We start from the raw sequence: 25,654 nt of genomic DNA, 5'->3' as shown, positions 1-25,654 counted from the left end.
GCCGGCAGCGCCCGCCCGCATTGCAGCGTGCATCTGCTGCAACGGTCTTCCCATGCTGCAGGCCAGCGCCCTTCCCTTGCAGCTTACCGGACACCGGCGCCAGGCAGCTGAAAACAATCAATGGACTGTCTGCCTGCCGCGTAGACGAGGCGTCAACGCTTTGGCTGGAACGCCGACAGCCACTGCTGCAGATTGGCCTGGTACTGGTGCTGCAGCTGCTCCTGCATCTGCTGCATCATGTGCTTGCCCTGCTCGGTGTAGTTGTTCATCATCTCCTGCACCATCTTCTGGCCGGGCATCTGCATCATCTTGGGCCAGGCTTCCGGGTTGAGGCCGGGCGTCATTTCCATCACCTTCTTCTGCATGTCGGCGAAGGCCTGGATGCTGCTTTCGAGGTTGGCGCCGAAGAAACCCTGCCAGGTGTGGCCGTAGTAGCGGATGATGTTGGAGAGCACCTGCTCGGTGAAGATGGGGCTGCCGCCGGCCTCTTCCTCGAGGATGATCTGCAGCAGGATGCTGCGGGTGAGGTCCTCGTTGGTCTTGGCGTCGCGCACCACGAAGGGCTCGACCGCCATGACGAGGGCCTTGACCTCGGCCAGCGTCACATAGCTGGAGCTGGCGGTGTCGTACAGGCGCCGGTTGGGGTATTTCTTGATGACGCGCACCTTGTCTTCGGCGGCCTCGGGGGCCGGTGCTGCTGCGTCTGCGGGAATGTCTGACTGCTTGACCGTTCTGGACGTCGCCATATACTGGATTCCTTGTACTGCATCGGCGCTCCGCGGCCGGCGCATATGGTATCGATTATGCACTTTTCGCGGCACATCACATGCACCAGCAAACCCTATGAATACCCGTTCGCGTGAAGACCTGCTCAATCCGGTCGATGAAGCCGCACTGGCCCTTGCTGCCGGCGTGCTTGGGCCGGCCCGCCATGGTTATCTGGCAGTGCTGCAGCCCGGCAGTGGCTGGCCCGGGTTGAGCCGGGTGGCGCTGGGGCGGGATGCGGAGGGCGTGCCGCTGATCCTGATTTCGCAGCTGTCGGCGCACTTTGGCGCGCTGGAGGCTGACGGGCGCTGCTGCCTGCTGGTGGGAGAGCCGGGGAGCGGCGATCCCCTGGCCTATGCCCGGCTGAGCATGGATTGCCTGGCCGAGCGGGTGGGAGATGCCGAGCGCCCTGCCCTCCGGGAACGCTTCGTGGCCTGGCAACCGAAGGCGGCGCTGTATGTCGATTTCGCGGATTTTGCGTTCTGGCGCTTGCGGCCGGTGCGGGCGAGTTTCAATGCGGGATTCGGCAAGGCGTTTGCGCTGGATGCCGAACAGATCCAGGCTGCATTGCTGCTGGCCAGCCGCAAGCGTGACAGTGCGCAGGAGGCGCGGGACGGGCTGCCTCCTACGGATTGAGCGCTCAGGGGGTGTCGCGGAACTCGGCGCTTAGGGGTTGCGTCGTCAGGATCGGCTTGAACTCGCCGGTCGGCGCTGTCTGTTCGCTGGCGGCAGCGTCGGCGGCCTGCTGTTCGGCCAGTTCGTTGGCCGAGACAGCGCGCGGGGCGTCTTCCTTGTCTGCGCGCGGCGCAGGAGCAAAGGCCGAAACGCCGATCTGCATGTCGGCTGATTCCTGGTAGGTCGGAGCCGGGACCGCCGGGGCGGGCACCTCTTCGGCGTGAGTGACCACCGGAGCCGGCGCAGCTTCGGGTGCTACCAGCGGCTGGGACGCGGCTGTCTGCTCCGTGACCACGGGTGCGGCAGGAGCTGCTACTGGCTCGGGCGTGGGAACCGCCTCCTGCATGGGCGCGCTGCCCACGGGTGCCTCTGCGGAGGTCTGCGGCTCAGGCACCGGCTCGGTGACCGGAACCGCCATGGCGGGAGCCGGCTTTTCCGGGGCCAGCGACCGGGTGGTGCGCTGCTGCGGCACCTGTCCGATGGCCGCCTGGCGGGCCCAGTCCACCAGGGCCGCATTGGCATCGAGGTAGCTGGCTACGGCAGTGCGGTAGTCGTTGTCTGCCGTCACCTTGGAGACTTCGACGTTGGCCAGTTCGGCATAGGCGTTGAGCACGTCGAGCAGGCTGCGGCGGGCGATGCGGAACTGCATTTCATACAGATCAACGACCTGGCGGGAGGCGCCGATCTGCGCCTGGGCCGCCGCGGCCTGCAGCTGGCTTTGCGCCATATCCGCTTGCGCGGTCTGGCTGCGCTCGCTGATTTCGCGTTCGAGCAACTGCACGCGGCTTTCGGCGGCCGCCAGTTGCTTGGCGGCGCCCTGCTGGCTGTAGAAGGCGCCACGATCGAGGAAGTTCCAGTTCAGCACCACGCGCGTGCTGCGATGCTCCTTGCCTGCCGCCACCACCAGATCGACGCTGGGCCAGCGCGAACGGCGCAGGTTGTCCAGTTCGGAACGCGTGGCCTTCATCTCGTTCATCTGCGCCTGCACGCTGGGATGCGACGCCGTGTCCTTGCCGCCCTGGTAATGCTTGCGCCATTCGGTCCCGTTGAACGGGTCGGCCAGGGTAACCTTCTGCGTGGTGTAGCGCGCCAGCTTGCTCAGAGCCAGGCGCATCGCCTTCTCGTATTGCACCATGCGCATGCGCACCTGCAGGGCGCGCGACTGTGCCTGCACCAGCTCGTAATTGCGGCCCGGGTCATGGCGCACGATGGTGTTGAGGTCGCCGATGATCTTGTCATGGCGCTGCAGGTTCTGCTGCTCGGTCTGCAGCAGTTCGGCATGGCGCAACGCGCTCAGGTAGAGCTGCGCCATATTGATGGCGAGGTTCTCCTGCGCTTCCAGGGTCTTGTTGCCGTAGAACTCCTCGCGGAACTTGTCGCGCTCCACGCGCGAGGAAATGGCGCCGGCAGAGAACAGGTTGAGCTTGCCGGTCAGCGCAACCGGATCCGGATTGGTCAGATCCTTGTACTTCTGGTCGAACTCCTGCTGTGCCTGCACGCCCAGCACCGGCCAGTGGCCGCTGCGAGAGACCTGCGTCTGCATGGTGGCCTGCTCCTGGCGGGCGCGCGCCTCGAGCACGCTCGGGTCTTCCTGGGCCGACTCGTGGATCAGGGCAGCCAGGCTGGCCGCATGCACAGGGGCCAGCGCAAACGGTGCCGGCAACAGGCCCGCCAGGCCCAGCAGGACCGCCGCGGTGCGCCGGGCGCCGGGTCGCGCGGAGGAATGGGGTGGATGTTTCTGTTGCGCCATGCTGTGATTATGGCGGGCAGTGCCCGCTCCTCCCTGCAATCGTGTTTTCTGGTCAGCGCTCACGCAGGGCCTGCTTCAGGCGCGTGATGGGCTTGATGAGATACTGGAATACGGTTTTTTCGCCGGTCTTGATATCGACGCTGGCGATCATGCCCGGGATGATGGGCATGTCCTTGCCGTTCTTGTCCTTGAGCGTATTGTTGTCGGTACGCACGATGACGCGATAGTAGGATTCGTCCGGATTGAGCTTGAGTTCGCTCGGACGGCGGTTGTCCTGCAGCGTGTCGGGGCTGATGTGGGTGACCTTGCCGTCCAGGCCGCCGTAGATGGCGTAATCGTAGGCGGTGAGCTTGACCACGGCGGGCGCCTCCGGGCGGATGAAGGCCACGTCCTGCGGACGGATATAGGCCTCGACCAGCAGCGGCCCTTCCAGCGGCACGATTTCCATGATGTCCTGGCCGGCACTGATCACGCCACCCACGGTGTTGATCTTGATGTTCTTGACGATGCCGCGCAGCGGAGCCTTGATGGAAGCGCGCTTCATCGGGTCGGCACGCGCCGCCATGTTCTCGGTGCTTTGCGCCAGTTCGGCTTCGACCTTGACCAGCTCGGTATTGGCGTCGGCGCGGAACTTGTTGCGGCGCTCGGTGATTTGCAGCGAGAGTTCGCTGGCCTGGCGGCGCATGCGCAGCAGCTCCACCTCCGATACCACGCCCTTGCCGGCCATGGGGGCGGTGATGGCGATTTCGCGGTCGAGCAGCGCCTTGCTCTGCTGCAGGCCGCGCACGCTTTGCTGCATGGCGCGCAGGCGCGAATAGTAGGCAGCAGTTTCGCGCTGTACCAGCTCGGGGCTCAGGTCGGGTTTGAACTGCAGCGGGACGCCATAAGCCTCGGAGCGCAGGCGGGAAGCCGTGGCTTCCAGGGCCTGGACCTTGTTCTCCGCTTCCTTGAAGATGGCGGTGCTGCGGGTGTCATCCAGGCGCAGCAGCACTTGGTCCTTTTCGACGACCTGGCCTTCACGCACCAGCATTTCGGCCAGCACGCCGGGATCCAGGCTCTGGATGATCTGTTCCTTGCTGCTGGGGATCACACTGCCCTGACCGCGTGCGACTTCCTCGACGTTGCTGAAGTAGGCCCAGACCAGGAAGGTGAGCAGAAACGCTGCCAGCAGACCCACCGTCCAGAACATGCCGCGGTGGCGCTCGTGCTGCATGGCTGCCTGCAGGTCATTGAGCAGGGGCAGGTCGCGCTTGTCGACCGCCTCCCCTGCGGGGCGGGAAGATGCAGACTCCCGTGTTGATTTCTTGCCGAACATGCTTACTTTCCTGCGTCCTTCGTTGGCGCGATGGTAGCGGGTGTTGCTTCCACCTGCAGGTCAACCTGGCCTGATTGTTGCGGATTGGCTACGCGCACGACCTGGGTGCGGAGGCCTTGTTGCTGGGGCTCGCCTGCGGGTGCTGCCTGGGGTCGCACGACGACACGCGTGGTGGCCGGCTGGACGACAGCAGCGGGACGGGCCTGCGCGGGCTGACCGGGAGCGGCAGCCGGAGCGGTGCCGGCGGCGACGGAGCCTGCACCCGGGGCTGCAGGCGCGCCTGGAGCAACGGCAACATGCCCCGCCTGGGCCTGATGCGCCGCACGCTCGTTGGCGGCCAGGCGCTGCAGCACGGCATCGCGCGGGCCGTCCATGACGATCTGCCCGCCCTCCACGACCAGGATGCGGTCGACGATGTTGAGCACCTGCGGGCGATGCGTAACCACCACCAGGGTGCGCTTGCCCTCGCGCGCCCAGTCGGCCATGGCACGCAGGGCGTGCATTTCGGTCATCTGGTCGAGGCCGCTGGTGGGCTCGTCGAGCAGCACGATGCGCGGGTCGCGCAGCGTCAGGCGCGACAGGCCGACCAGCTGGCGCTGGCCGCCGGAGAGGCCTGCGCCGTCTTCACCCAGCGGCATGTTCAGGCCCTGCGGATGGGCCTGGATGATGCGGTCCAGACCGAAGCGGCGCAGTGCGGCGATCAGTTCCTCGTCGGTGCTGAGGCGGTCCATGCGGCCCATTTCGAGGTTTTCGCGCAGCGTGCCCAGGAACAGGCGCGGGTGCTGGCCGAGCAGGCTGACGTGCGAGCGCAGGTCGCTCGGGTCGAGCTGGCGCATGTCCATGCCGTCGAGCAGCACGTTGCCCTGCTGCGGCTCGTACAGGCCGGCGGCCAGACGCAGCATGGTGGACTTGCCGCTGCCGATGCGTCCCAGTACGCCGACGCGCTCGCCGGGCTGGATGGTGAAGCGCATCTCCTTGCACACCAGCGGGCCTTTCTCGCCATAGTGGTAGTTGACGTTGTCGAAGGCGAGCTTGCCCTCGATGTGGGTGGGGCTGATGTAGCTGCGGTTGGGGTCACGCTCGGTCTTGCGGTCGACCACGCTGTTGAGGCCCTGCAGCGCGGTGCGCGCCTGCTGGAAACGGATCATCAGGCTGGCTACCTGCGACAGCGGCGAGAGCGCACGGCCGGACAGGATCACGCAGGCAATGAGCGCGCCCATGGTGATGCGGCTGGCGGGGTTGTCGTGGTGGATCAGGTAGGTGCCGTAGACCACCAGGAATACGGTATTGGCCTGCTGCACCAGCATGGCGAAGTTCATCACCAGATTGGAGAGGTCTTTCTGGCGCAGGCCGGCTGCTGCGGTGGAGGCGGTAAAGCGTTCCCAGCGCTGCTGTGCCCAGTTGGTGGCGTTGTTGGCCTTGAGGGTCTCGATGCCCTCGATGGCCTCGACCGCCAGACCCTGGCGCTGCGAGCCTTCGCGCATGGAGGCGTTGATGGATTCGGCCAGCGGCTTCTGCACCGCCAGGCCGGCCAGCGCCACGATGGGGATGGTGAGCAGCGGCACGATGGCGAGCGGGCCGGCGATCAGGAACATGACGAACACGAACAGCAGCACGAACGGCAGATCGACCAGGGCCAGCAGGCTGGCGCTGGTCATGAAATCGCGCACGGACTCGAAATCGCGCAGGTTGTTGGCGTAGGAGCCGGAGGAGACCGGCTTTTGCGACAGGTCGATCGCCATGACGCGGCGGAACAGGGCCGAGCTGATGATCAGGTCGGCCTTCTTGCCGGCGATGTCGGTCAGGCGGGCGCGAATGTTGCGCGCGATGAACTCGAACAGGTTGGCCACCAGCACCCCGATGCTGAGCACCCAGAGGGTTTCGTAGGCGCTGTTGGGGATGACGCGGTCGTACACGTTCATCACGTAGAGCGAACCGACCAGCGCCAGGAAGTTGACCAGCACGGTGGCCAGCACCACCTGCATGTAGTAGGACTTGAAGCGCCAGATGACTTTCCAGAACCAGGCCTTGCCCATGGTGTATTCGGGCAACTCGGAGCGGTTGTCCTGCTCGGGCTTGCGCTTGACGAACCAGCAGTAGCCCAGGTAACGCTCGGCCATTTCGGCCTGGCCGACCAGGTCGGTGCCGCCGTCTTCGCGCATGAGGGTGTAGCGACGGTCTGCGCCGTGGCCGCTGATGTCGGTGGCGACGACGGCGCCGCCGTCCTGCGTGAGCAGGAGGACGGGGACGGCCAGTGCCGGGACCTGGTCGAGCGGGCGCTGGCTGAGCTGGTTGTCGTAGCCGTGGCTGAGCAGGACCTCGCGCAGGCTTTGCAGGTCGGGGCGGCCCTCGGCGTTGCGCAGAGTTTGCGCGGAGAGGGCGTTGGCGGAAAGCGGGTCGCCCTGCAGGCGGGTGAGCAGGGCGATACCGTCGATCAGCGTGGAGGGTTGCGAAGAGGACATGCCGTTTCTATACCTTTGCCAACAACTGTAATGGCTTCGTTGCATTGTACGGTGTAAGGTCGACAAGGCCCGACAAGGTTGACAAGGCCGTCCGAGCGAGCCGCATGAACGTCCGAAAAACTTTCACCTGGGGACTGCCTATCCTGACTCAAATTGCTCAAACCGTGAAAAACCTTGGGCATTGTCGAGGCGGTTCTTCTTTCGTCGCACCCCAAAGCTTAATGATGCTTAACAATTGCGTGAAGTTTTCCGCGCTTGAGGTTTGGCAAGCTCCCCATCCTCGAGGCTGTACACCTCCCTACAATTCAATCATCGACACCCCTCCGCCTATGCCTGCCCTCCTTCAGTCACTCCTCGCGATCAGCCTGGGCGCCTCCATCGGAGCCATCCTGCGCTGGCTGCTGGGCTTGGGACTCAATACTCTGTTCCCTGCCATTCCCCTAGGTACCTTGCTTGCCAACCTCGTAGGCGGCTACCTGGTCGGGCTGGCCATCGCCTGGTTTGCGCAATACCCCGAATTGCCAGTTGCGTGGCGCCTGCTGGTCATCACCGGTTTTCTGGGGGGGTTGACGACCTTTTCCACCTTTTCGGCCGAAGTGGTTGCACTATTGCAGCAAGGCAGAACCATGATGGCAGCGGGCGCCATCACCCTGCACCTGGGTGGATCATTGGTGATGACCTTGCTGGGACTGGCCACCGCCGGATGGCTGAAGCTCGGCCGCTGAGCTTGTTTATCAAAGCGCGTCCCGCGTCGTGGCAGCCTGGAAGCCGGTAGGTCGCAATGGCTGCGCACGCCACCATTGCCTGTGCGCAATCAATTCGCCGCAGAAGCAGAACGACTCGTACCGCCGTTGCCGTCGCCCTGCCCGCCCCCAATCCGCGGCGTAAAGCTGATGGTGCCATTCGTCTCCAGCACCGCCGTATGCACATCCTCCACCGACAGATAGCCGCCTCCGCGCAAGGCAGCATTCAGTTCATGCCGCGTGATCTGCACCGCTTCCAGCACCTCTTCATATACCACGCCGTTGTGGATCAGCAACTGTGCCCGCCCTTCCACCAGGGTGGCCAGCCGCTTGTTGCGGAAGGTGGCAAAGTTCAGCAGCCAGTTCAGCAACACCAGCACCACCGCGGAGATCAAGCCGCCCACCAGGGAGTTGTCCCCCGCATTCATCGCGTTCTGCACTGCATTGGACAACACCAGCAACAGCACCAAATCCATTGGCGACAACTGCCCGATCTGCCGCTTGCCCGTCACCCGCAACAAGAGGATCAGGAAGGCATACACCACGGTGACCCGCAGCACCAGTTCCCACCACGGTACAGATAGTTCAAACATCCCGGCCTCCTGCTCAGTCCAGACCCAGCTCGTTCATCTTGCGGCTGATGGTGTTGCGCCCGATGCCCAGGCGCTGCGCCGCCTCGATGCGGCGCTGCCCGGTCCACTCCATCGCCGCCAGAATCAGCGCCCGCTCGCACTCCGCCATCAGCGTGTCCCACACGCCGCCATGGCCCGTCATCAGCAACTCCAGCGCATGCTGGCGCAGGCCCTCCTGCCAGGGGGGAGCAATGTCCAGCCCGCCTTCCCCAACACTCTGGACGAGCACTTCATCAGCCAAGGTCTCCTCGGAGCCCCCGGCTGCCGCACCCGCCACCTCCCGCACGGCCTCGCGCACCTCCTCCGGCAAATCCGCCACCTCCACCACCTGCGAAGGCGCCATCACCGTCAGCCAGTGGCAGATATTCTCCAGCTGCCGCACGTTCCCCGGAAAGTCGAACGCCGCCAGTTGGCGCCCCGCCTCCACGCCCAGCCGCTTCGGCTCCATGCCCAGCTGCTGCGCGCTGCGCTGCAGAAAATGCCGCGCCAGCATGCCGATATCCTCGCGCCGCTCGCGCAGCGCCGGCAGCCGCAGCCGGATCACATTCAGGCGGTGGAACAAATCCTCGCGGAACACGCCCTCGCGCACCCGTTCCTCCAGATCCTGGTGCGTGGCCGCAATGATGCGCACCCGCGCCTTCACCGCCTGCTGCCCGCCCACACGGAAAAACTGCCCGTCGCTCAGCACCCGCAACAGCCGCGTCTGCAGTTCGAACGGCATGTCGCCGATCTCGTCCAGGAACAGCGTGCCACCCTCCGCCTGCTCGAAGCGCCCGCGCCGCTGCGCCTGCGCCCCGGTAAACGCGCCACGCTCATGGCCAAACAGCTCGCTCTCGAGCAAGTCCCTGGGAATGGCCGCCGTATTGATGGCCACGAACGGCCCGTCTGCCCGTGGCGAATGGCGGTGCAGGGCGCGCGCCACCAGTTCCTTGCCGGTACCGCTTTCCCCCGTGATCAGCACCGTCGCCGCACTGTGCGCCAGCCGGCCGATGGCGCGAAATACTTCCTGCATCGCCGGCGCCTGCCCCAGCATTTCCTGCGCCAGCTCGGGCTGCTCACCGGAGCGCTCGGGCTCCGCAGCCCCCCTTCTCTGCTCCACCGCACGCCGCACCAGTTCCACCGCGCGCTGCACATCGAACGGCTTGGGCAGATACTCGTAGGCCCCGCCCTGGAACGCCGACACCGCACTGTCCAGATCGGAAAACGCCGTCATCACGATCACCGGCAACTGCGGATATGCCGCATGCACCCGCGCCAGCAGATCCAGCCCCGATAGTCCGGCTGCATCCGGCATGCGGATGTCGCTCACCAGCACCTCCGGCACGCCATGGGTGGCCGGGTCTTCCAGCGCCGCCAGCACCTGGCTCGGACTCTCGAAAGCGGTGGAAGGCAGCTGCGCGCGCTGCAGCGCCCGCTCCAGCACGAAGCGGATGGAAGCGTCGTCGTCAACAATCCAGACTGATTTCATGGCGTGCACCTTGTTGGGAATGCCAGTATGCACCTTTTTGGTGCATGCTAGCGACCACCCGTGCACCAGCGCGATCAGACCAGAGGAATCGTCACGCGGAACACGGTGTGTCCCGGCGCACTTTCGCATTCAATCAGGCCATGGTGCTGCTGCACGAACGACTGGGCCAGGGTCAGCCCCAAACCGGTCCCCTCGGCCTTGCCGGTTACCAGCGGATAGAACACCTGTTCCAGCAGCCCGGGCGCGATGCCCGGACCGTTATCGATCACAAGCAATTCCAGTGCCAGTTTGTGCCGCTGCCTGCCCAGCGTGATCTGTCGCACCACCCGCGTGCGCAGGGTAATGCAGGCCGTGCCCTCCTGCATCTGCGGCCGCAGCGCCTGTGCGGCATTGCGCACGATGTTCAGCACTGCCTGGATCAATCGCTCGCGGTCTCCCTGAAACTCCGGAATCGACGCGTCATAGTCGCGCACCACCGTCAGCCCGGACGGAAACTCCGCCAGCACCAGCCGCTGCACATGCTCGCAGATCTCGTGGATATTCACCGACTCGCGCTTGGGGGCGCTGCGATGCGGCGCCAGCATGCGGTCCACCAGCGCCTGCAGGCGGTCGGCTTCGCGCACGATCACCTGCGTGTACTCCTTGAGCGCCGCATCCTCCAGCTCCATTTCGAGCAGCTGCGCGGCCCCGCGCAGCCCGCCGAGCGGATTCTTGATCTCGTGCGCGAGGTTGCGCACCAGCTCCTTGTGCGCCTGCGCCTCTGCCAGCAGACGGTCTTCCCGTTCGTGGCGTGCCTGCGTGTCCAGCGGCAGCATCTCGATCACCACCTGGTCCGGCTGCTCCCCTTGTTCCACCACCACATGCACGGGCAAGGGCTCCTGTCCCGGGCGCAGCAACTGGCTGTCATAGCGCAATGCAGAAAAGGCGCCGCTGCCCGCATCGCGCACCGCCCGCGCAAACGCGGCCGGATCAGCCATGCTGCGATCCAGCGCCAGGCCGTGCAGCAGCTGGCGCGACAGGCCCCAGGCGTTTTCCAGTGCCGTGTTTGCAAAGCGGATGCGCGCATCCTGACCGACTACGGCAATCAGCGTGGCCAGCCGGTCGAAGGCCGCAAACGCGGAGTCAGGGTGCGTAGGCGCTGCAGCAGTGGGCGATTCGGAGGGGCTCATGATGCTGCCATGCTAGCGCACGACGATCTCGGATCAACTGCCCGCTCGGCCCAGTTCGCGCTGCAGGCCGGCAATATCGCTCTCCGCCCGCTGGATGCCGGCACGCAGGCCGGACACGCGGTCGAGGTATTTCTGGTAGTTTTTCGCCTCGCTGCCCAGACGCTCCGGCTCGCCATTGTTGTATTCGCGGCGCAACTCGCCCAGGCGCTGCATGGCCTTGTTCAGCTCGGCCTGCAGGATGCTGCGCGCACCGCCATCACGGGCGCGCTGCACCGAACTGGCCACCACATGACGCGAGGCCGGCAGGCTCACTGCCTGTACATTGGCAGCCGGCCGACGCGGCGCTGCGGCCCTGGCGACTGCCACCGGCTGCCCGCCTCCGCGGCCGGCATTGCGCACCACCGTCACCGCACCGCCCGTTACCAGCACACAGCCGCCACGCTGGATGCTGCTGGGCTGGTTGGTGTATTCATTGCCGCAGCGATAGACGCTGCCCGAAGCCTGTGCAGACGCAGCCACCATGCCCGCCAGGAGAAACACGGCAGCAGAAGCAGCAGACGACAACAGGTGGAAAAAACGCAGGCGGACCATGGCACAGAACATCATCATCCCTGCCCGCCCATGCAAGGCGGAGCAGCAACATTCACTAAAACCAAAATACTATATCGCAACTCGATGAAAATTTCGTGAAGACATGGTAACGCCCCCGCCATGAAAAAAGCGGCCGAAGCCGCCTTTTCCTGGGGTCATCACTGCATCACAGCGAATAGTACATGTCGAATTCCACCGGGTTCACCTGGATGCGCACACGGTTCACTTCGGTCATCTTCAGGTCGATGTAGGCATCGAGCATGCTGTCGGAGAACACGCCGCCCTTGGTCAGGAAGGCACGGTCCTTGTCCAGCTCTTCCAGCGCCTGGTCCAGGCTGTGGCACACGGTCGGGATCAGCTTGTCCTCTTCCGGCGGCAGGTGGTACAGGTCCTTGGTGGCGGCTTCGCCCGGATGGATCTTGTTCTCCACGCCGTCCAGACCGGCCATCAGCAGGGCCGCAAAGCCCAGGTAGGGGTTCATCAGCGGATCCGGGAAGCGGGCCTCGACGCGGCGTGCCTTGTCGCTGGCCACGTGCGGGATGCGGATGGAAGCGGAACGGTTGCGGCTGGAATAGGCCAGCTTCACCGGCGCCTCGAAGTGCGGCACCAGGCGCTTGTAGCTGTTGGTGCCGGGGTTGGTGATGGCGTTCAGGGCACGGGCGTGCTTGATGATGCCGCCGATGTAGTACAGGGCGAAATCGGAGAGGCCGGCATAGCCGTTGCCGGCGAACAGGTTCTTGCCGTCCTTCCACACGGACTGGTGCACGTGCATGCCGGAGCCGTTGTCACCGTGGTAGGGCTTGGGCATGAAGGTGGCGGTCTTGCCATAGGCGTTGGCCACGTTCCAGATCACGTACTTCTGCAGCTGCGTCCAGTCGGCGCGCTCCACCAGCGTGCTGAACTTGGTGCCGATCTCGTTCTGGCCAGCACCGGCCACTTCGTGGTGGAACACCTCGACCGGGATGCCCAGCGATTCGAGGATCAGCACCATTTCGGCGCGCATGTCCTGCGTGCTGTCGACCGGGGGCACGGGGAAGTAGCCCCCCTTGGTGGTGGGACGGTGGCCCTTGTTGCCACCATCGAACTGGCGGCCGCTGTTCCAGGGCGCTTCGTATTCGTCGATGGTGTAGAACGTGTTGCCCGGCTCGGTGCTCCAGCGCACGTTGTCGAAAATGAAGAACTCGGGTTCGGGACCGAAGTAGGCGGTGTCGCCCAGGCCGGAGGCCTTCAGGTAGGCTTCGGCGCGCTTGGCGATGGAACGCGGATCGCGGTCATAGGCCTTGCCGTCACCCGGTTCCAGCACGTCGCAGCTCAGAATCAGCGTGGTTTCTTCGAAGAAGGGGTCGATGTTGGCGGTGTTGGGATCGGGCATCAGCAGCATGTCCGACGCCTCGATGCCTTTCCAGCCGGCCACGGAAGAACCGTCGAAGGCATGGCCCTCGTTGAATTTTTCTTCGTCAAAGTGGGAGATCGGCACGGTCACGTGCTGTTCCTTGCCACGCGTATCGGTGAAACGGAAGTCGACGAACTTGACTTCGTTTTCTTCGACCATTTTCATCACATCAGCGACGTTCTTTGCCATGCTGTTTCTCCTCAAGAGGTTACGTATAGGTTGTCATCCGGTCTGGCATACAGGCGACCTTCCCGGGTCTGACAGCAATACAAGCAGGAAGCGTGCCAACTTTCAAGACCAACAGAAACAGTGCCTGTCCACCGAGCCCGGCTCCTGTGACAGAAAGGTTTCGCCTGTGATTGTGCACCTTCGGAGCATGCTTTGGCCGGGCGAAATGCCGCTGGCGCGAGAAAATTTCCCGGAGCGCCGCGGGCGGCATTGCGGGCAACCGCCGCGTGCTTCGGTCGAATGGAGGACATCGCACCAAATTGGTGCATTTGCGCAACCAAGGAGATGCACCCAATCGGTGCACAGTTTGTCGGACGCTGCCCCATGCCGGCGCCAGCCGTGCCTACAGCGCTGCGGGATGCTGCACCGGCCCGAGTTCGCAACCCAGGCTGCGCAAGCCCGCCATCATTTCGGCAAAGGCCTGCGTCACCTGTGCCGGATCGCCTTTCACCCCCAGATCGATATGGGGACCATGCACGGGGTGCTGCAGCGTGGGCAGGCTGAACACCCTGATGCCGGGATAACGCGCCTCCAGCGCTTCCATCATCGGCGTCAGCATGGCTTCCGAGGCGTTCTTGACCACCACCGCATTTTCGGCCCAGGCACGCTGGTCGAACCAGAACGCGTAATAGGTATCGAGCACCCACTCCATCATGGGCCAGGCCATGGCAGGAAAGCCGGGGAAGAAATGCACATGCCCGACCGAAAAGCCCGGAATCCGGTTGTAGGGATTGGGCACGATCTGCGCCCCCTGCGGAAATACCCCCATCTGCAGGCGCTGCTGGTGGTCTGCGCTTTCGGGCTCGAAAGAGATGCCCTTTTGCTCCGCCAGCTCGGCAAAACGCTGGTCGATCAGCACTTTCGCCTGCGGCTGCAGGACCAGTGGCACCCCCAGCGCTTCGGCTGCGGCCTGGCGCGTCTGGTCATCGGGTGTGGCGCCAATGCCGCCACAGGAGAACACCACGTCACCACTCGCCAGCACCTGGCGCAACTGCGCAGCGATATCGGCCCGCGCATCCCCCACCATGTGCACATAGGACAGCGTCAGCCCGCGCGCGGCCAGCAACTCGATGGTCTTGGGCAGATGCTGGTCGGAGCGGCGGCCGGACAGCAGTTCATCACCCACCAGCAGCAGACCGAAGCGTGGCAGCGTGACATGCGGGGGCGGGGACGGCAGCACGATGCCGGACGGATCAAGCGGGGTCGGGGAATTCACGAAACCTCCCTGTTGGCAGTGTCAGTAGGGCCTGGCACGGCAGCAGGCGGCAGGGCCGCGGACTCTCCGGCGCCGGTGGCGGACGCACGCCCGACTTCGCGTGCCTGTACATCCAGCGTGGTCTGCACGCCAGTCGAGCCGCGGTAGCCGGATTCCTGCTCCTGCCGCAACTGCTGCAGGGCCTGCAGGCAGAAGTGGCTGAACCAGAGCGAAGAGAAGGCAAACACCAGCGCATAAATCCAGATTGCCGCCGGAATCAGCACCACGAAAGCGGCAATGAACACCGCCGCCGAAGCCCACACCACGCTCGGCGCAGCGCCCAGCAGGCCGGTGACGATGCCCATGGTCAGCAGTTCCAGTCGATGGCGCTGCATCAGGGCACGGCGCTCCTGCCTGCTGGCGTGCTCGGCCCAGGCGTCGAAACTCATCACGCGATAGGTCAGCCAGCCCCAGATCAGCGGCGGCACCACCAGCATCAGGGGAGGAAGAAACCAGAGTGGAATGCTCACCATCAGCAGCATCAGCGCCAGCAGCGTGTGGCCGAGCGACCAGCCCAGGCTGCCGAAAAAGCCGGCTCCGTGGCGACGCTCGAGATCGGGAAAGCGGCGTGCCCCCACCATCTTCACCAGCGCCGGCGTCATCAATGTGGCCACCGCCAGCAGCGAGAGGATCACGATCAGCGGCGTCACCAGCACCACCACCACCAGCGCCGGCACCACCGACTTGAATTGCGGCACGCCCAGCCAGTCGAAGCCCTGGTCGATCACGGTCTGTACCGCCGTGCCATCCAGCCAAAGACGCACCGCATCCACCACCGGCCACCAGCCCCACTGGGCAAAGGCCAGGCCCGCCAGCACCATCAGCAGCAGCGGCAGCAGGGAGAGCAGGATAACGCGCGGATGCAGGCAGTAGGCCACCGCGCGCCAGAAGGCATCCAGCATGATTTTCATGGCATGCAGTGTAGCAAGTCAGTGTGACAGTGCGCGGCAGCCGGCAGCGTTTTCGACGGGCGGCATCGGCGCAGTCGGGTTTATCGGGTCGTCAGCGCAGCCAGCTGTTCGGGAGCCAGCCAGCGCCACTGCCCGGGCGCCAGATCGGGCGGCAGCTCCAGCGCGCCGATGCGGCTGCGGTGCAGCCCTTCCACGCGATTGCCGACAGCCGCCAGCATGCGCTTGACCTGGTGGTACTTGCCTTCGGTCAGGGTCAGGTCCAGCGTGTGCTCGCCAGTCTGCTCGCAGGCCGCTGCCTTCACCGGCCTCGGGTCGTCATCCAGCACCACGCCGTCCAGCAGGCGCTGCACCTGGCGTGCCTCGACGGGGTGTTTGCACGTCACCTGGTAGACCTTCGGCACGTGGTGCCTGGGCGATGCCATGCGGTGGATCAGCTTGCCGTCGTCGGTCAGGATCAGCAGGCCGGTAGTGTCCTGATCCAGCCGGCCGATGGCCTGCACACCTTGCACGGCGCCCTTCTGCGGGCGCTGGCGCAGCGGTGTCGGCAGCAGCGTGTAGATGCTGGGCCAGGCCGAGGGCTTCTGCGAGCACTCGGTGCCGGCCGGCTTGTGCAGCAGCACATAAGCCGGAGCATGGTATTCCCAGGCCTGGCCCTGCACGGCAAAAGGCAGTCCTTCGCGCACTTCCACATCGTGCAAGGCATCGGTGATGGTGGCGCCCTCCAGCTGCACCAGCCCCTGCTGCACCAGCCCGGCACAGACCCGGCGCGTGCCAAAGCCCTGGGTAAACAGCATGTCGGAGAGAGTGAGGATGACCGGTCTGCTCATGGCCGCTCACTCCACCCGCGCAATGCGCTGCGGCTTGAAGCCCCAGTTCGCCGCCTTGCCCTTGCGCCCGCGCGCGGCAGCGGCGTTGTTGAGCGAGCGGATTTCCAGCACTTCCTCGCGCTCCTTGCCGCCACGCCCAGTGCCTTCCACACGGATGCTGCGCGTGTAGGCGGCAGCGCCCACCAGCGTGTCCTTGTCGTCCAGCCCCATCAGCATCAGGCCGCGGCCGCCCTTGGGCATCTGGCGCAACTCGCTCAGGGCAAAGGTCAGCAGACGGCCGCCCGCACTGGCGCAGGCCACGTGCGTCGCTTCCGGCAGCGCCACGCTGCCGCTGCTGCCCGCCACATGCGAGGGCGCACACACAGTCTCGCCCTCGTTGCAGCCGATAAAGGCCTTGCCGCCGCGCTGGCGCGACAGCATGTGCTCCACCTGCGCCAGAAAGCCATAGCCCCCGCTGCTGCTCAGCAGCAATTGCGCCTGCAGCGGCCCGGCAAAGTAATGCAGCAGTTGCGTGCCCTTTTCCAACTCGATCAGCGTCTGCACCGGCTGGCCATCGCCCCGCGCGCCCGGCAGGCTGGCCACCGGCACGCTGTACACGCGCCCGTTGCTGCCGAAGGCAATCAGCTGGTCCACCGTGCGGCATTCGAAGGTGCTATAAAGCCCGTCGCCGGCCTTGAAGGCAAAGCTGCCCGGCTCATGGCCGTGCCCGGTGCGCGCGCGCACCCAGCCCTTCTCGCTGATCACCACCGTCACCGGCTCGTCCACCACGCGCACCTCGGCCACCACGCGCTTCTCGTGCTGGATCAGCGTGCGACGTTCGTCGCCGAAATTCTTCGCATCTGCCTCGATTTCCTTCACCATCAGACGGCGCAGGCTGGCCGGGCTGCCCAGAATGTCTCCCAGTCTGGCCTGCTCGGCCCGCAGCTCCTTGAGTTCCTGCTCGATCCTGATCGCTTCCAGCCGCGCCAACTGGCGCAAGCGGATTTCCAGGATGTCCTCGGCCTGACGATCGGTCAGCTTGAACGCCTCCATCAGCGCCGGCTTGGGCTCGTCGCTCTCGCGGATGATGCGGATCACCTCGTCGATGTTCAGCAGCACGATCTGCCGGCCTTCGAGAATGTGGATGCGGTCCAGCACCTTGCCCAGGCGATGCTGGCTGCGGCGCGTGATGGTGTTCTGGCGGAAGCTGATCCACTCTTCCAGCATCTCGCGCAGCGATTTCTGCACCGGCTTGCCGTCGATGCCGACCGAAGTCAGGTTGACCGGTGCCGTGGTTTCCAGACTGGTCTGCGCCAGCAGCGTGGTGATCAGGTCCTGCTGGCTCACGGTGCGGCTCTTGGGCTCGAACACCAGGCGCACCGCCGCTTCCTTGCTCGATTCGTCGCGCACGCCATCGAGCACTGCCAGCACGCTGGCCTTGAGCTGCAACTGGTCCTGGCTCAACGCCTTCTTGCCGGACTTGACTTTGGGATTGGTCAGCTCCTCGATCTCTTCCAGCACCTTCTGCGCGCTGACGTTGGGCGGCAATTCATTGACCACCAGCTGCCACTGCCCGCGTGCCAGATCCTCGATCGTCCAGCGCGCGCGCACCTTGAGACTGCCCCGGCCGCTGCGGTAGGCATCGGCAATATCCGACGGGCTGCTGATGATCTGCCCGCCGCCCGGAAAATCCGGTCCCGGCAGCAATGCGAGCAGCTCATCTTCCGGCAGCTTCGGGTTCTTGACCAGCGCCACGCAGGCATCGGCCACTTCGCGCAGGTTGTGGCTGGGAATTTCGGTCGCCATGCCCACGGCAATGCCGCTGGCGCCATTGAGCAGCGCAAACGGCAGGCGCGCCGGCAACTGCGCCGGCTCCTGCGTGGATCCGTCATAGTTGGGTACAAAGTCCACCGTGCCCTGGTCGATCTCGTCCAGCAGCAGCGTGGCAATCTTCGACAGACGCGCCTCGGTGTAGCGCATGGCGGCAGCCCCATCGCCGTCGCGCGAACCGAAGTTGCCCTGGCCGTCGATCAGCGGATAGCGCTGCGAAAAATCCTGCGCCATGCGCACCAGCGCGTCGTAGGCGGCCTGATCGCTGTGCGGATGGAAGCGACCCAGCACATCGCCCACCACGCGCGCGCTCTTGACCGGCTTGGCCCCGGCGGCGCCATTGCTGCCGCCAAAGGACAGTCCCATGCGGTCCATGGCATACAGGATGCGGCGCTGCACCGGCTTCTGGCCATCGCACACATCGGGCAGCGCACGGCCCTTGACCACGCTCAGCGCGTATTCGAGATAGGCGCGCTGGGCATATTCGGCGAGGTTGGGGTTGTCGTCCTGCGGCAGCGCAGGCGCGGATTCGGGCAGCGGAAGATCGTCGGGGATGGTCATGCAGGGTCAGCAATAGTCTGGGCGCGAAAACGGAAGCTGTGGCCCCTGTGTTCCGCGCTGGTGTATGGCATCCATTTTGCCAGCAGCTGCGCGTCGGCAAACAAGGGCGGCGCGAGCAAGGATCAGCCCGAAAAAAAGCCCGTCGCTTCTGGCAACGGGCGTCCGGCTCGGTGCTTTCAGTGAATTGGCGGCGTGAGGTCGGTGGGATCCTTGATCACCACATCGTCGCCCACGATGTTCGCCGGTACCGGTGCCGCCTCGGCCACGGTCACCTTGCTGGCCACCGTATCCATGGCGCTCGGCGCCTCGGCCTTGTCGGCCACATCCTTGGCAAGCGCCACGGTCTGCGGCGTCTGGTGCGAAGTCAGCACCACCGGGTTCGGCACCGCCGGCGGCGTCTTGGCCCTGGAGCCCGCCAGCGTCATGCTGACGCGGCCATTGCTCTTCGGATTGCGCGCCAGCGGAATCGGCGTGACACCCGCATAGGCCGTGGCACCGGCCGCACCCGGCTTCAGCGTCTGGTAGATGGCCAGCACCGTGCGCACGTAATTCTGCGTTTCGGTATAGCGCGGCACGGCGTAGCCGGCACGCTGCACCGCTCCGTGGCCGGCGTTATAGGCAGCCACCGCCAGATCCAGGCGGCCCGGGAATTTGTTCATCAGGAACTTCAGGTAGCGTGTGCCCAGCTTGACGTTCAGGGACGGATCGGTCAGCTTCTGCTCCACCGTATAGCGCTCGTCGGACTGCACGCCCATGTCACGCGCCGTGGCCGGCATGATCTGCATCAGGCCCACCGCGCCCGCGCTCGATACCGCGCTGCTGTTGAAACCGGACTCCGCCGCAGCCACCGCCTTGATCAGCTCGAAATCCACACCCGTGCGCGCCGCTTCGCGCTGCATGTGCTTGCTCACATTGCGGTAGGCGCCCGAATGGTTGATCAGCGCCACCAGACGCTGTGCCTTGGTGCCAGCCGCCGAATCCGCCCGGGGGTTGTAGACCAGACCAACTGCACCGGCGCTGCGGGCACCGCGGCCGGAAGAGGCCATCACCGTCGCCTTGCGCGGATCGAACTTGAAGCTCTCGGTCTTGAAATAGAGCTGGTAGCGCGCATCCAGCTTCTTCTCGGCGAAGTGCGTCATGCCGTTCTCGTCGACATAGCCCCACACGTCCGCCTGCGCGGCCAGGGGCAGCATGCTGCCCACAGCCAGCGCCAGCAGGAGAAAACCACCGCGGAGTTGCTTCATTCAGATATCCAGTTCAAGTTCCATGGCATCGCCATGCAGTTCCATCAGCTCGCGGCGCGCCGCGGCCTCGCCCTTGCCCATGAGTTTGGACATGGTGATTTGGGTCTGCAGCCAGTCCATAGTTCCCAGCTGCACCTGTAACAGCCTGCGCGTATCCGGATTCAGCGTGGTTTCCCAGAGCTGTTCGGCCGTCATCTCTCCCAGCCCCTTGAAGCGGGAGATGGTCCATTTGCCTTCCGCCACGCCATCCTTGCGCAGTTTTTCCAGGATGGCCTGCAATTCGGCCTCGTCCAGCGCGTAATGTTTGGCGGCCGGTTTCTTGCCGCGCGCGGGTGCATCCACCCGGAACAGCGGCGGCCGGGCCACATATACATGGCCTGCCTCTATCAGTTTAGGGAAATGGCGGAAAAACAGTGTGAGCAAAAGTACCTGAATATGCGAACCATCCACATCGGCGTCGCTCAAAATACACACTTTGCCGTAACGCAGATTGGACAGATCGGGCTTGTCGTCCGGCCCGTGCGGATCGACACCGATGGCGACGGAAATATCGTGGATCTCGGTATTGGCAAACAGGCGGTCGCGCTCCACTTCCCAGGTGTTGAGCACCTTGCCGCGCAGCGGCAGCACGGCCTGGGTTTCCTTGTCGCGCCCCATCTTGGCGCTGCCGCCGGCGCTGTCGCCTTCCACCAGGAACATCTCGTTGTCACGGATGTCGCGGCTCTCGCAATCGGTCAGCTTGCCCGGCAACACGGCCACGCCGCTGCCCTTGCGCTTTTCCACCTTCTGGCCGGCGCGCTGGCGCGATTGCGCCGCCTTGATCACGATCTCGGCCAGCTTGCGGCCGTAGTCCACATGCTCATTCAGCCACAGCTCCAGCGAAGGGCGCACAAAGCCCGACACCAGTTTGACGGCATCGCGCGAGTTCAGCTTTTCCTTGATCTGGCCCTGGAACTGCGGATCGAGCACCTTGGCCGAGAGCACGAAGCTGGCACGGGCAAACACGTCCTCCGGCATCAGCTTGACGCCCTTGGGCAGCAGCGCGTGCAGATCGATGAAACTCTTGACCGCCTGGAACAGGCCGTCGCGCAGACCGCTGTCGTGCGTGCCGCCGGCCGGCGTGGGAATCAGGTTGACATAGCTCTCGCGCACCGGAGTGCCTTCTTCGGTAAAGGCCACGCACCAGGCCGCGCCTTCGCCATCGGAGAACTGTTCGCTGTTGTCCGCATACTGCTCGCCTTCGAACAACGGAAACATCGGGTCGGCCGGCAGCTCCTGCATCAGGTAGTCGCGCAGGCCGCCCTTGTACTGCCACTGCAGCTGCTCGCGCGTCTTCTCGTTGCTGAGCCAGACGCTCACGCCGGCCATCAGCACCGCCTTGCTGCGCAGCAGGTGCACCAGTTCGGCCCAGGGCAACGCAGAGCTTTCAAAATACTTCGGCTCGGGCCAGACGCGCACCGTCGTGCCCTGCTTGCGGTCTCCGGCCACGGCGCTGCGCACGCTGAGCGGCTCGATCACATCCCCATGCGAGAACACCATGGTTGCCACCTGGCCTTCGCGGTAGCTGGTCACTTCCATGCGGCTGGACAGCGCATTGGTCACGCTCACCCCCACGCCGTGCAGGCCGCCCGAGAAGCTGTAGGCCCCGCCCTGCCCCTTGTCGAACTTGCCGCCCGCATGCAGGCGGCTGAACACCAGTTCCAGCACTGGCGCGTTCTCTTCCGGATGGATGCCGAAGGGAATGCCGCGGCCATCGTCCTCGATGGTGATGGACTGGTCCTCGTGCAGCACCACCTTGATCTTCCTGCCGAAGCCCGCCAGCGCCTCGTCGGCGGCGTTGTCGATCACCTCCTGCACGATATGCAGGGGGTTGTCGGTGCGGGTGTACATGCCGGGGCGCTGCTTGACGGGCTCCAGCCCCTTGAGCACGCGGATGGAACCTTCGGAGTAAGCGGTATCGGGTGTTTTGCTGGCCATGGCGCTGGATTCTAGGCCACGAACGCGAAAAACACTGGTTTTGCTTACAGCGTTTCCCGGCTACTCCGCCGACTTTGCAACACTTTGGGGCGCTTGTGTCCATGGCGCGCTTCAGGCATCTGCACGCCTGTGCCAATACTGCTACTATCGACATACCCATCTACATCCCGGCCCGCAAGTGCCGGTTTTTTCTTGCAGTTCCCATGTCCAGCCCTGCCCAGCACCGCCCCCTGCCCCTGTTCCAGATCCTGCTGTGCGGGGCGCTGATCGTCACGCTGTCGATGGGCGTGCGCCATGGCTTCGGCCTGTGGCTGCAGCCCATGACGTCGGACAACGGCTGGACGCGCGAGCATTTCTCGCTCGCCATGGCGATTCAGAACCTGACCTGGGGCTTTACCGGCATCTTCGCCGGCATGCTGGCCGACCGCTTCGGCGCCTTCAAGGTGCTGGTGGCATGTGCGCTGTTCTATGCGCTCGGTCTGGTCGGCATGGCTTATTCGCCCACTCCCACGCTGCTGGCGCTCACCTGCGGCGTGCTGATCGGCCTGGCACAGGCGGGCACTACCTACGCGGTGATCTATGGCGTGATCGGCCGCAACATCGACCCCGAGAAGCGCTCCTGGGCCATGGGCATTGCGGCTGCCGCCGGCTCCTTCGGCCAGTTCCTGATGCTGCCGCTGGAGGGATGGATGATCAGCACCTTGGGCTGGCAGCAGGCACTGGTGTGGCTGAGCCTGGCCACGCTGCTGATCGTGCCGCTGGCATTGGGCCTGCGCGAGCCGGGCTTTCACGGTAGCGCCGCGCCCCGCCGCGAGCAGACCATCGGCGAAGCCATGCAGGAAGCCCTGCGCTATCCCAGCTTCCTGCTGCTGATGGGCGGCTACTTCGTCTGCGGCTTCCAGGTGGTGTTCATCGGTGTGCACATGCCCAGTTACCTGCGCGACTACGGCATGCCAACCGAAGTGGCCAGCTACTCGCTGGCGCTGATCGGCCTGTTCAACGTGTTCGGCAGCTACCTGACCGGTGCGCTGGGGCAGAAGCTGTCCAAGAAGTACATCCTGGCCGCAATCTACATCTCGCGCTCGGTGGTCATCAGCATCTTCCTGCTGGCACCGCTCACGCCCACCAGCGTCTACATCTTCTCGGCCGTGATCGGCTTCCTGTGGCTGTCCACCGTGCCGCCCACCAACGCCATGGTGGCGCAGATTTTCGGCGTGGCCCACCTGTCCATGCTGGGCGGTTTCGTCTTCTTCAGCCACCAGGTCGGCTCCTTCCTGGGCGTGTGGCTGGGCGGCGTGCTGTATGACAGCACCGGCAGCTACGACATCGTCTGGTACATCGCCATCGCGCTGGGCGTGCTGGCCGCCGTGCTCAACCTGCCGATCCGCGAAAGCGCCATCCAGCGCCAGCTGCGGACACAGGCGGCGTGAGGGCAGCCATGTCGGTCACCGGACGTATCCTGCTCTGGCTGCTGGCCCTGCTGGTGCTGGCCGTGGTGTTCCTGCTCTATGCCCGGCCGGATTTCATGGTGGATGTGAGCAACCTGGTGTGGAGCTGCTTCGGACCGGCCCCGGGGCAGTAATGCCGGAGCCAGGAGAGCCTGTTCCGCCCGCTGCAAGCCGGCTGCCGATCACGGAACAGACAAACTCCTCATCGCCTCAACAGGCTCGCCTGCTGTTGCGCGATACGCCAAGTAACGGATTTGTTGTCCGCGGCTATCGGCAGAAGGCCGGTTTGTGTGGCAATATCTGTTGATTACAATCAGATGTCGCGTCGCCGGCAGTCATGGCCGGCAGCGCCAGCCTTATCGTTCATCGAGAGAAATTCCCCATGCAACCCCTTTCCGGCAGCATTGTTGCACTCGTCACCCCCTTCCAGCCTGATGGCCAGGTCGATTACGCCGCCCTGCGCAAATTGGTGGACTGGCACATCGAACAGGGCACGGACTGCCTGGGCGTGGTCGGCACCACGGGCGAATCGCCCACCGTCAACGTTGACGAGCACGTCGAGATCATCCGCGTCACCGTCGAGCATGCTGCCGGCCGCATCCCGGTAATGGCCGGCTGCGGCGCCAACTCCACGGCAGAAGCCATCACGCTGGCCAAGGCGGCCAAGAAGGTCGGCGCCGACTGCCAGCTGCAGGTCGTGCCCTACTACAACAAGCCCACCCAGGAGGGCCAGTACCAGCACTTCAAGGCCATTGCCGAGGCCGTGGGCGACCTGCCCATGATCCTGTACAACGTGCCCGGCCGCACCGTCGCCAACATGGAGAACGACACCGTGCTGCGCCTGGCCGAAGTGCCGGGCATCGTCGGCATCAAGGAAGCCACGGGCGACATCGCCAAGGCCGAATGGCTGATCCGCGACCTGCCCAAGGGTTTCGGCGTGTACTCGGGCGATGACCCGACCGCCGTCGCCCTCATGCTCTGTGGTGGCCAGGGCAACATCAGCGTCACCGCCAACGTGGCGCCGCGCCTGATGCACGAGTTGTGCGTCGCCGCGATCGCGGGCGATCGCGAAACCGCCATGAGCATCCAGTTCCAGCTGATGCCGCTGCACAAGCACCTGTTTGTCGAGGCCAACCCGATCCCGGTCAAGTGGGCCGCGGAACGCCTGGGCCTGTGCGGCGGCACGCTGCGCCTGCCGCTCACGCCGCTGTCTCCGGGCAACCACGCCGTGGTCGAGTCCGCACTCAAGGCCGCCGGCCTGCTCTGATCCGCATCCGATTCTTACTCCTGCACCAAAGGAAATCCTCTGTGAAGAATTTGCAGAAACTGTCCGTGCTAACCCTGGCTGCTGCCACCCTGGCCGCCTGCTCCCCCTTTGCCGGCCCCACCGGCGTCGACTACAAGTCGGCCCAGCGCGGCAATCCGCTCGAAGTTCCGCCGGACCTGACGCGCATCAGCAATGACGGCCGCTACAACATCCCGGGCAGCGCCAGCGCCACCGCCTACGATGCCCAGCGCGAAGCCGGCAGGAAATCCGGTGCCACCGCGCTCGACAATGTGGGTGACGTGCAGATCAAGCGCGAAGGCAACCAGCGCTGGCTGGTCGTGGCACGCACGCCGCAGCAGCTGTGGGATCCGGTCAAGACCTTCTGGGAAGACAACGGCTTCGTGCTGGCCATGGAAGACCGCCGCGTGGGCGTAATGGAGACCGACTGGGCCGAAAACCGCGCCAAGATCCCGCTGGATCCGATCCGCCGCACCATTGGCAAGGCGCTGGATTCGCTCTACTCCACCGGCGAGCTGGACCGCTTCCGCACCCGCCTGGAAAGCAATGCTGCCGGCGGCACCAATGTGTACGTCAGCCACCGCGGCATGGAAGAAGTGCTGCGCGGCCGCGACAAGGAACAATCCACCTGGCAGCAGCGCGCCAACGATCCGGCGCTCGAGGACGAAATGCTGCGCCGCCTGATGATGTCGCTGGGCGTGAGCAAGGAGCGTGCCGACGCTATGCTGAGCTCCAGCAAGGCCGGCGCTGCTCCGGCCAACACCGTGTCCTACGCCACCAACACCGGTGCCCTGCAGTTGAACGAGGATTTCGACCGTGCCTGGCGCCGTGTCGGCCTGTCGCTGGACCGTACCGGCTTCACGGTGGAAGACCGCGACCGCGCTGCAGGCACCTACTACGTACGCTACGTGCCTTACGAAACCGGCAAGCAGGAGCAGCCGGGCTTCCTGGGCCGTCTGTTCAAGCGCAAGGCGCCCGAGGCCAAGCCGGTGCGCTACCGCGTGGTGGTGCAGTCCCAGGGGGCCACCAGCGTCGTCGGCGTGCTGACCGAGTCCGGCCAGCAGGCTAACCCGATCGACCGCGACCGTATCCTCAAGGTGCTGGCCGAGGATCTCAAGCGCATCTGATCCGCGCATCCCGCCAGAG

Annotated in this window: 21 protein-coding genes; 6 read left to right on the top strand and 15 right to left on the bottom strand. The window is 65.0% G+C overall.

What is annotated here, in order from left to right:
• Positions 1 to 152 precede the first annotated feature (152 nt).
• Complete coding sequence (gene phaR / locus KKQ75_RS01055; RefSeq protein WP_213359025.1) at positions 153 to 746, bottom strand: polyhydroxyalkanoate synthesis repressor PhaR; 594 nt, start codon at positions 744 to 746, stop codon at positions 153 to 155.
• Positions 747 to 843: 97 nt separating this feature from the next.
• On the opposite strand from phaR, the gene KKQ75_RS01050 reads away from it, so the two are divergent.
• Positions 844 to 1,401 (top strand): HugZ family protein, encoded by a 558-nt coding sequence (locus KKQ75_RS01050; protein ID WP_213359016.1) that lies wholly within the window; start codon positions 844 to 846, stop codon positions 1,399 to 1,401.
• 4 nt (positions 1,402 to 1,405) lie between these two features.
• On the opposite strand, the gene KKQ75_RS01045 is transcribed toward KKQ75_RS01050, so the two are convergent.
• From KKQ75_RS01045 to KKQ75_RS01035, 3 genes are read right to left on the bottom strand one after another with little or no spacing between them, the layout of a single operon-like run.
• Positions 1,406 to 3,190, bottom strand: a complete 1,785-nt coding sequence (locus KKQ75_RS01045) for a TolC family protein (RefSeq protein WP_213359014.1) — start codon at positions 3,188 to 3,190, stop codon at positions 1,406 to 1,408.
• 52 nt (positions 3,191 to 3,242) lie between these two features.
• Complete coding sequence (locus KKQ75_RS01040; protein ID WP_213359007.1) at positions 3,243 to 4,505, bottom strand: HlyD family type I secretion periplasmic adaptor subunit; 1,263 nt, start codon at positions 4,503 to 4,505, stop codon at positions 3,243 to 3,245.
• A 2-nt stretch (positions 4,506 to 4,507) separates the two neighbouring features.
• Positions 4,508 to 6,967, bottom strand: a complete 2,460-nt coding sequence (locus KKQ75_RS01035) for a type I secretion system permease/ATPase (protein WP_250130958.1) — start codon at positions 6,965 to 6,967, stop codon at positions 4,508 to 4,510.
• A gap of 329 nt (positions 6,968 to 7,296) precedes the next feature.
• On the opposite strand from KKQ75_RS01035, the gene crcB reads away from it, so the two are divergent.
• Positions 7,297 to 7,692: a fluoride efflux transporter CrcB gene (gene crcB, locus KKQ75_RS01030; protein ID WP_213362615.1), complete on the top strand. Its 396-nt coding sequence runs from the start codon at positions 7,297 to 7,299 to the stop codon at positions 7,690 to 7,692.
• Between the two features lie 89 nt (positions 7,693 to 7,781).
• Here the strand turns inward: crcB and KKQ75_RS01025 are convergent, their stop codons facing one another.
• From KKQ75_RS01025 to KKQ75_RS00975, 11 genes are all read right to left on the bottom strand, one after another.
• Positions 7,782 to 8,303, bottom strand: coding sequence for a DUF421 domain-containing protein (locus KKQ75_RS01025; protein ID WP_213359005.1), 522 nt, complete (start codon positions 8,301 to 8,303; stop codon positions 7,782 to 7,784).
• 13 nt (positions 8,304 to 8,316) lie between these two features.
• The gene (ntrC, locus tag KKQ75_RS01020; protein WP_284069723.1) at positions 8,317 to 9,810 is read right to left on the bottom strand and encodes a nitrogen regulation protein NR(I); all 1,494 of its coding nucleotides are present in this window, start codon (positions 9,808 to 9,810) and stop codon (positions 8,317 to 8,319) included.
• A 74-nt stretch (positions 9,811 to 9,884) separates the two neighbouring features.
• On the bottom strand, positions 9,885 to 10,979 hold the full coding sequence (glnL, locus tag KKQ75_RS01015) for a nitrogen regulation protein NR(II) (protein WP_213359003.1): 1,095 nt from the start codon (positions 10,977 to 10,979) through the stop codon (positions 9,885 to 9,887).
• 33 nt (positions 10,980 to 11,012) lie between these two features.
• Entirely contained in the window at positions 11,013 to 11,570 is a 558-nt protein-coding gene (locus KKQ75_RS01010; RefSeq protein WP_250130957.1) for a hypothetical protein, read from the bottom strand.
• Positions 11,571 to 11,736: 166 nt separating this feature from the next.
• Positions 11,737 to 13,152 carry a type I glutamate--ammonia ligase gene (glnA, locus tag KKQ75_RS01005; protein WP_213358995.1) on the bottom strand — a complete coding sequence of 472 codons (1,416 nt, stop codon included), beginning with the start codon at positions 13,150 to 13,152 and terminating at the stop codon, positions 11,737 to 11,739.
• Between the two features lie 382 nt (positions 13,153 to 13,534).
• Entirely contained in the window at positions 13,535 to 14,368 is an 834-nt protein-coding gene (locus tag KKQ75_RS01000) for a competence/damage-inducible protein A (protein WP_250131100.1), read from the bottom strand.
• 35 nt (positions 14,369 to 14,403) lie between these two features.
• The gene (locus tag KKQ75_RS00995) at positions 14,404 to 15,357 is read right to left on the bottom strand and encodes an EI24 domain-containing protein (RefSeq protein ID WP_213358993.1); all 954 of its coding nucleotides are present in this window, start codon (positions 15,355 to 15,357) and stop codon (positions 14,404 to 14,406) included.
• Between the two features lie 80 nt (positions 15,358 to 15,437).
• The gene (locus tag KKQ75_RS00990; RefSeq protein WP_213358986.1) at positions 15,438 to 16,184 is read right to left on the bottom strand and encodes a 16S rRNA pseudouridine(516) synthase; all 747 of its coding nucleotides are present in this window, start codon (positions 16,182 to 16,184) and stop codon (positions 15,438 to 15,440) included.
• 6 nt (positions 16,185 to 16,190) lie between these two features.
• The gene (gene parC / locus KKQ75_RS00985) at positions 16,191 to 18,554 is read right to left on the bottom strand and encodes a DNA topoisomerase IV subunit A (protein WP_213358979.1); all 2,364 of its coding nucleotides are present in this window, start codon (positions 18,552 to 18,554) and stop codon (positions 16,191 to 16,193) included.
• 176 nt (positions 18,555 to 18,730) lie between these two features.
• The gene (locus tag KKQ75_RS00980) at positions 18,731 to 19,798 is read right to left on the bottom strand and encodes a lytic transglycosylase domain-containing protein (RefSeq protein ID WP_213358977.1); all 1,068 of its coding nucleotides are present in this window, start codon (positions 19,796 to 19,798) and stop codon (positions 18,731 to 18,733) included.
• Complete coding sequence (locus KKQ75_RS00975; RefSeq protein WP_213358975.1) at positions 19,799 to 21,775, bottom strand: DNA topoisomerase IV subunit B; 1,977 nt, start codon at positions 21,773 to 21,775, stop codon at positions 19,799 to 19,801.
• 203 nt (positions 21,776 to 21,978) lie between these two features.
• On the opposite strand from KKQ75_RS00975, the gene KKQ75_RS00970 reads away from it, so the two are divergent.
• The 4 genes from KKQ75_RS00970 (at position 21,979) to bamC (ending at position 25,635) form a co-directional block, all read left to right on the top strand.
• Positions 21,979 to 23,205 carry an MFS transporter gene (locus KKQ75_RS00970; protein WP_213358973.1) on the top strand — a complete coding sequence of 409 codons (1,227 nt, stop codon included), beginning with the start codon at positions 21,979 to 21,981 and terminating at the stop codon, positions 23,203 to 23,205.
• Between the two features lie 8 nt (positions 23,206 to 23,213).
• Entirely contained in the window at positions 23,214 to 23,357 is a 144-nt protein-coding gene (locus KKQ75_RS00965; protein WP_213358971.1) for a hypothetical protein, read from the top strand.
• Between the two features lie 203 nt (positions 23,358 to 23,560).
• Complete coding sequence (gene dapA / locus KKQ75_RS00960) at positions 23,561 to 24,490, top strand: 4-hydroxy-tetrahydrodipicolinate synthase (protein WP_371687159.1); 930 nt, start codon at positions 23,561 to 23,563, stop codon at positions 24,488 to 24,490.
• Between the two features lie 41 nt (positions 24,491 to 24,531).
• Complete coding sequence (gene bamC / locus KKQ75_RS00955) at positions 24,532 to 25,635, top strand: outer membrane protein assembly factor BamC (RefSeq protein ID WP_213358967.1); 1,104 nt, start codon at positions 24,532 to 24,534, stop codon at positions 25,633 to 25,635.
• The last annotated feature ends 19 nt before the right edge of the window (positions 25,636 to 25,654 follow it).

The organism is Brachymonas denitrificans (assembly GCF_907163135.1).
GTDB classification, from domain to species: Bacteria; Pseudomonadota; Gammaproteobacteria; order Burkholderiales; family Burkholderiaceae_C; genus Brachymonas; species Brachymonas denitrificans_A.
This window is presented reverse-complemented; position numbering and strand designations above follow the sequence as displayed.